The organism is Chloroflexus sp. MS-G, from assembly GCF_000735195.1.
Lineage (GTDB): Bacteria > Chloroflexota > Chloroflexia > Chloroflexales > Chloroflexaceae > Chloroflexus.
In genome coordinates this window covers 1-6,186 of sequence record NZ_JPIM01000175.1, presented here as the reverse complement: position 1 = coordinate 6,186, position 6,186 = coordinate 1, and the positions used below count along the sequence as shown (strand labels likewise).

The 6,186-nt window shown below is 62.8% G+C and carries 4 protein-coding genes; 2 read left to right on the top strand and 2 right to left on the bottom strand.

All coding sequences use genetic code 11. The annotated features are described in order from the left end of the window. On the top strand, positions 1-236 hold a 236-nt coding region (locus JE47_RS22355), incomplete at its 5' end, for a hypothetical protein (protein ID WP_236631316.1). Between the two features lie 17 nt (positions 237-253). Here JE47_RS22355 and JE47_RS0119160 read toward each other — a convergent pair. Beyond that, positions 254-1,090, bottom strand: a complete 837-nt coding sequence (locus tag JE47_RS0119160; protein WP_035420034.1) for a GNAT family N-acetyltransferase — start codon at positions 1,088-1,090, stop codon at positions 254-256. Positions 1,091-1,385: 295 nt separating this feature from the next. After that, positions 1,386-1,616, bottom strand: a complete 231-nt coding sequence (locus JE47_RS0119155; RefSeq protein ID WP_031461288.1) for a hypothetical protein — start codon at positions 1,614-1,616, stop codon at positions 1,386-1,388. A 581-nt stretch (positions 1,617-2,197) separates the two neighbouring features. On the opposite strand from JE47_RS0119155, the gene JE47_RS20775 reads away from it, so the two are divergent. Beyond that, positions 2,198-6,186, top strand: a 3,989-nt coding sequence (locus JE47_RS20775; RefSeq protein ID WP_152556117.1) for an AAA family ATPase, incomplete at its 3' end; no start/stop codon positions are given.

Here is a 6,186-nt window from a genome sequence, read left to right as displayed (position 1 = left end):
TACAAACCTACCGCTACGGTGGGAGCGGCGGGTTACAACCCGCCCCTACAGTGTTCTTCTTCAGAATGCCTACACGATTTCAGAATGCCTACACGATGCGGACTGCCAGCCCGTGCTTACTGCCGGGAAACTGTGTGGAAGAGGGACGTTCTGAAGGTCTGGAGAACATTCATTACCTGAGTCTCGCCGTTCATTCACGGGCAAAGCGACGTCATCATACCGATCACACCAACTAGAGAACTATGGCTCATGCTCAACTCCGCCTACCGTACTGCCCGTACCGACGATATGGTACAAACCCACAAGCCTGATAAAGATGGTAAGCAGGAGTATTATGCTCTTCAACCTCAATCCGAATGTCGGTATAACCGGCGGTCAATAACCGGTGCAATGTCGTTAGCAGTAATAGCCGACCATACCCACGCCCCTGTTGCTCGCGACGAACACCAAAGGTAGCAATCATCACACGCTGCTCGTCTCTTAGCAGCCGCAACACTGCAACCGGGATACCGGCAATCTCGCCGATCACGAAGCGATGAACAGGATTTGTAATGCAATCAGCAACAAATGCCTCTACTTTTTCAACCGGATCGCCGAACGCATCAGCAATGATTGCGGTAACAACTGCTGCATCATCCGTTTCAGCGAGACGCACGTGCCAGTTCGGTGGTAAAACCGGTAGCGGCGGCACCTGAGCCGGATCGAGATGCAACAGCACCTCAACATTCAACCGCTGCAAATCAAGTGCAGCCGCAAAAGGTGCGACACACGCACCGGCTTCATCGGCCAGTACCAACCAGCTCCCACCACGAGCCTGCGCCCAACGTGCAACCTGATCGACCAACTGGCGACCGATCCCCCGCCGACGCCACGCCGGATCAACGGCAATCACTGCTTCAATCGCAAAATAGCCGTACATCACAATTCCGCCGACCAGGGTATCACCAAACCGCGCCGCAGCCATCGTCGGCGCCAGATCGGTGTTGAGATAGAGAGGTAGTTCGATACTATCGGTACGATTGCAGCGCTCGAAGAGTGCAATCAGTTCTGGCCATTCGCTAGCGGGGACAATGGCGATGTCAGGCGTCATAGCGGTAGCAATATCCTTTCCGCAACTCGTGCATTCAGTGCAGCAACGGTGATATTGTAGCGCGAATTTGGGTTCACTTCGCCCCCCCTGCAAGCGGGGCATGCTACCCCCCTAGCCCTCCGCAAGCGGGGCATGCTACCCCCCTTAGCCCCCCTGCAAGCGGGGCATGCTACCCCCCCTAGCCCCCCGCTTGCGGGGGGGGTGGGGGGGTGGGGGGGTGACGCACCTACAGTGCCACAAAAAAAACCGACGCGATTGCGTCGGTCAGGTATGATAGCTTGGCAGAGACAACGTATCAGGCGTACTCTTCAACCGAATGCTTGACAGCGCGGGCAGCACGTCGACGAATACCGGCATCAAGCTGGGCGAAGAACTCATCGGGCGTCACACTCGCCGCAGCGCAGGCATCGGCGAAACGCAGGTTGCTGCGGTCAATGCGATATTCACGCAAAAAAGTGCGTGCCTCAGCACCAAACGTCTGCAATATGTCCTCAACTGTGTACTGCTCAAAGGTTCCGTTGCGCATTGCTGTACTCCTTTCGATGTATCAGGACTATCTTCGTCGTGACGGCTTCATTGCCGATTGCGCTTTCATTATACTGGATATTTTATACAACTGCAAGAGGTTTGAATTGTGCAAAATGTACAAATCTCAAGTCCTCTCAGCTTCGTATGCTGATACCATCCGCCGAGTGTATGGGCACGCCATCACGAGCGGCCAGGAAATCATTGCTAACTCACTCTCGCCTGAGCTTTTTAAACATGCCCGATTTTTGGTCGTGCTTGCCAGCGCAGCCTCTCACTCTTACAACGCATCCTCACTATGCGCGATTGGTTTTGGATAGGCCGCTGGCCTCCGTCCTGTTGTCGGCAGCGACATATCGCCTGATGCACCAACATGCCATCTGAGGCAAGTGCTGTTCCGTCCTTTCGCCCTGTTTGGGAGTAGCAGGTGAACACGGGAGAATACGAGAGATGCAATATCCCGCAGTAGCGGCACCGAAAATACTCAAAAACCCTACGTTCCTCCGATCAAAATACTGTTTCATGTGCTATCATTCTCACTAGAAACGGCTCACACGTCACACCTGAACAAGGAATTGTAGGATGCTCGAAGCACTCTTCTCCGCCATCGCCGAAGCCGTCTTTGGCTACCTGCTCCAGGAGAGCACCCTGACAGAGCGCACCCGCGCCGCCCTCGGTCTCGACCCAACGCGCCGCGCCTTCCAGACCGCACTGGCACGGGCATACACTGTCTTCGCCCGCCACTACCTGGAGTGGACGGCAGCGCTCTTTGACAAAACCTTCCTCAACAGCCGGGATGTCGTTCCGCTGCTGGCCGAACTGCTCACCCGCCGCGGTCAACCCGACCCGGCGCACCTGGCGCGTCTGTTCGCTGCGCACCTTGGGCATTCCGACCCCGACCGCTGGGAACGGCTGGGTGACGCCACCCGTGCTACTGCCGACTTCCTGACCTGGCTGGAGGCCGAACTGGCGCGCCAAGACGCTCTGCAACCTCTTTACGATAGCCGGGCGCTGGAGCGGATTGCCGGGAATACTGAAGCCATTCTCCGTAAACTGGAGGAGAATTTCGCAAAGGCATTGACCGAGGCGCAGCGATATGTCCAGGTCGCTGACTCCGTTTCCCATAGCGCCATCGTCACCGGCGACTACAACACCGTCACCCAGGTCTTTCTCAGCGGCGACTATGCCTCCCTGAGCGACCTCTATCTGTCGCCGGAGCCGGTCTTTCACCGCGTGCGGCTGGAGGAGTTCAGCGGGCGGGATTGGCTGACGTCACAGCTAGATTGCTTCCTAAGCGAACACGATTGTGGTGTCTGGCTGCTGGTAGGAGAGGCAGGGGTGGGCAAGACCACCTTCCTGGCCCACCTGGTGCGCGAGCGGCGTTATCTCCACTTCTTCGCCGAGCAGGCCCCCGGCGAGGCCGGCGTGACGCGGGCGTTGCAGAGCCTGGCCGCCCAACTGGTGAGCCGCTATCGCCTGGAACCTTATGCCTCCCATGAGCGCCTCTCTCCCACGCTGGCTGCCGCTCCCGACTTCCTGGAGCGCTTACTCTACCAGGCCGCTAACCACCTGACGGCTGGAGAGAAACTGGTCATCGTTGTGGACGCCCTGGATGAGGCCGGCCTGGGTTCCAACGGCAACGTGCTGGGCTTGCCCAAAAGCCTGCCTCCCGGTGTTTTCCTCGTCCTTTCCCAGCGACCGGTGTCCGTGCCGCTGCGTACCTTTCCCTATCCCACGCCAGTCCATCTTGCCTCCAATGACCTGCACAACCTGGCGGACGTGGAGACCTACCTGCGCGGCGTGGCCCGTCGTCCAGCCGTGGTCGGGCAATTGGGCGCACGCGGCTACAGCGAAGACCGTTTTGTGCAGGTGCTCAAGGAGAAGAGCGCCGGCAACTGGATGTATCTTTCCTTCATCGTGCAGGAAATCCAGCAGGGGCGACGCTCGCCGCTGGACCTGGAGGGCCTGCCCCTGGGGCTGGTGGGCTATTACGCCGAATATTGGGGCCGCTGGCGCCGCCAGCCTGAATGGCACCGCCTTTACGCTCCCCTCCTGGCAGCCCTGGCCGCGGCCCGTGAGGCTACTTCGCTGGAGCAACTCCGCCGCTGGGCCAGGCTGGACGTGGAGGAGTATCGCCTGAAGCGACTGCTGCAGGAGGAATGGGCCGCTTTTCTCTTCGCCAGCGAGGGTCGCTACCGTCTTTACCACGCCAGTCTGCAGGACTTTTTCCGCGGTGTCATTGCCGAACCCCTTACCCCGGCCGACCGTCCCCTGGTGGAGGAGATGGCCGAACGCACCCGCCAGGTCAATCACCGCATCGCTGAAATCTACCAACAGGGAGCCACCGGGGATTGGATGCGCCTAGCCACACTGGACGGGGGCTACGGCCTGCGCCACCTGGCCACCCATCTGGCCGCCGCCGGAAATTGGGACGCCCTCTTCACCCTGCTGACCGACTTCGACTTCCTGGAAGCGCGTTGCCGGGCGACGACCGTCTTCGACCTGGAGGCCGACTACCGCCAGGCCCTGGCTGCCTGGCCGCCGGAAGATGCCGCACGGCGAGACGTACTGGCCGCTTTTGAAGAGCGTGTACGCCTGGAAGCCTCGCGCATCGCCCAGGCGCCTGAATGGCTCTTTCCGGCCCTCTATAACTACCTGCGCTGGCTTGATGCCCCGGACGGCCCGCTGCATCGGCTGTGCGAAACCGCTGCATTCCACCGCACGAATTACCTGCGCTCCCGCCTCGACCCACGGCCTGAACCACCGCTCTGGCTGCGCTCCCTGGCAGGCCATACGGATTGGGTGAGAGCCATGGCCCTCAGCCCCGACGGGCGCACCATCGTCAGCGGCGCGGATGACTGCACCGTCAAGGTGTGGGACGCCCACGACGGGCGCCTGCTCCGCTCCCTGGAAGGCCATACGGCTTGGGTGCTCGCCGTGGCGCTCAGCCCCGACGGGCGCACCATCGTCAGCGGCTCGTCGGATAGAACCCTAAAGGTGTGGGACGCCCACGACGGGCGCCTGCTCCGCTCCCTGGAAGGCCATACGCATTGGGTGCTCGCCGTGGCGCTCAGCCCCGACGGGCGCACCATCGTCAGCGGCGCGGATGACCGCACCGTCAAGGTGTGGAACGCCCACGACGGGCGCCTGCTCCGCTCCCTGGCAGGCCATACGGATGCGGTGCTCGCCGTGGCCCTCAGCCCCGACGGGCGCACCATCGTCAGCGGCTCCCTTGACCGCACCGTCAAGGTGTGGAACGCCCACGACGGGCGCCTGCTCCGCTCCCTGGCAGGCCATACGGATGCGGTGACCGCGGTGGCGCTCAGCCCCGACGGGCGCACCATCGTCAGCGGCTCGTGGGATAACACCCTGAAGGTGTGGGACGCCCACGATGGGCGCCTGCTGCGCTCCCTGGCAGGCCATACGGATGCGGTGCTCGCCGTGGCCCTCAGCGCCGACGGGCGCATCATCGTCAGCGGCTCGTCGGATAGAACCCTAAAGGTGTGGGACGCCCACGACGGGCGCCTGCTCCGCTCCCTCGAAGGCCATACGGATAGGGTGAGAGCCGTGGCGCTCAGCCCCGACGGGCGCACCATCGTCAGCGGCGCGGATGACCGCACCGTCAAGGTGTGGGACGCCGCAAGCGGGCACCTGCTCCGCTCCCTGGCAGGCCATACGCTAGGGGTGACCGCCGTGGCCCTCAGCCCCGACGGGCGCACCATCGTCAGCGGCTCGTGGGATAACACCCTGAAGGTGTGGGACGCCGCAAGCGGGCGCCTGCTCCGCTCCCTGGAAGGACATACGGATTGGGTGAGCGCCGTGGCGCTCAGCCCCGACGGAAGCACCATCGTCAGCGGCTCCTTTGACCGCACCGTCAAGGTGTGGGACGCCCACGACGGGCGCCTGCTGCGCTCCCTGGAAGGACATACGGGCGGAGTGAACGCGGTGGCGGTCAGCCCCGACGGGCGCACCATCGTCAGCGGCTCGTGGGATAACACCCTGAAGGTGTGGGACGCCCACGACGGGCGCCTGCGCCGCTCCCTGGAAGGCCATACGCTAGGGGTGCTCGCCGTGGCCCTCAGCGCCGACGGGCGCACCATCGTCAGCGGCTCTCATGACCGCACGGTGAAGGTGTGGGAGGCGGAAAGCGGGCACCTGCGCCGCTCCCTGGAAGGACATACGGATTGGGTGAGCGCCGTGGCGCTCAGCCCCGACGGAAGCACCATCGTCAGCGGCTCCTTTGACCGCACCGTCAAGGTGTGGGACGCCCACGACGGGCGCCTGCTGCGCTCCCTGGCAGACCATACGGATGCGGTGAACGCCGTGGCGCTCAGCGCCGACGGGCGCACCATCGTCAGCGGCTCCTTTGACCGCACCGTCAAGGTGTGGGACGCCCACGACGGGCGCCTGCGCCGCTCCCTGGAAGGCCATACGCTAGGGGTGCTCGCCGTGGCCCTCAGCGCCGACGGGCGCACCATCGTCAGCGGCTCGTGGGATAGAACCCTGAAGGTGTGGGACGCCCGCGACGGGCGCCTGCGCCGCTCCCTGGAAGGCCATACGGCTTGGGTGAG

Coding starts and splice junctions, on each gene's coding strand:
- JE47_RS0119155 (WP_031461288.1), bottom strand. CDS start 1,616: ATGCGCAACGGAACCTTTGAGCAGTACACAGTTGAGGACATATTGCAG.
- JE47_RS0119160 (WP_035420034.1), bottom strand. CDS start 1,090: ATGACGCCTGACATCGCCATTGTCCCCGCTAGCGAATGGCCAGAACTG.